Below are 571 nucleotides of genomic sequence, written 5' to 3' on the forward strand. Positions count from 1 at the left end.
TTTATATTGGCTGTGGTCTTTGTGGGGTGATTACCGAGTCAAAGTTGGCATCGTGGAGATATGAAAGAGCCATGGTGAAAGCTACGGATTCGGGTACATCTAGAATAGTCAAGGCTAGTCCTGGCTTTTCTCCTAACCCATTCCCTATTCTCACCATCTTCTGGACTGGTATCCTCATGTCTAAGCATCAGCAAGCCTCACACTTGTCTACAGAAATTCACACCCAATGGGGCAACATGTTTATTCTTGGCTGTGCTTTCAGATTCTTCAGTTATATCCTTTTACTCCTCATTCCTGGTGACAAGAATCCAACCAAGCCACTTCGTTTGATTACCGAGTTGATTGTCAGCTTTTCTTTGCTTTGTGGAGGACTAATCTTCATGGAATCGTGTGATCCGATAATCTTGGCATTCGAATACAGAGGATTCACATCGATGTTCACTCTCAACATCTCTTTGGGTGTAATTACGCTTCTCATGGCATGGGAAATGGCACTTTTCGCATTCAAAGACTGGTTGTTGCAGCGTGGAACCAAAAAGTTATAATTACTTGCTTCAAATCTTAATTGTTT

General features: G+C 42.2%; 1 protein-coding gene. It reads left to right on the forward strand.

The annotated features are described in order from the left end of the window. Positions 1 to 545, forward strand: a 545-nt coding sequence (locus tag H9Y04_RS49305; protein WP_214662319.1) for a hypothetical protein, incomplete at its 5' end; no start/stop codon positions are given. Between the last annotated feature and the right edge of the window lie 26 nt (positions 546 to 571).

Source organism: Streptomyces polyasparticus, assembly GCF_014493765.1.
GTDB lineage: Bacteria > Actinomycetota > Actinomycetes > Streptomycetales > Streptomycetaceae > Streptomyces > Streptomyces polyasparticus.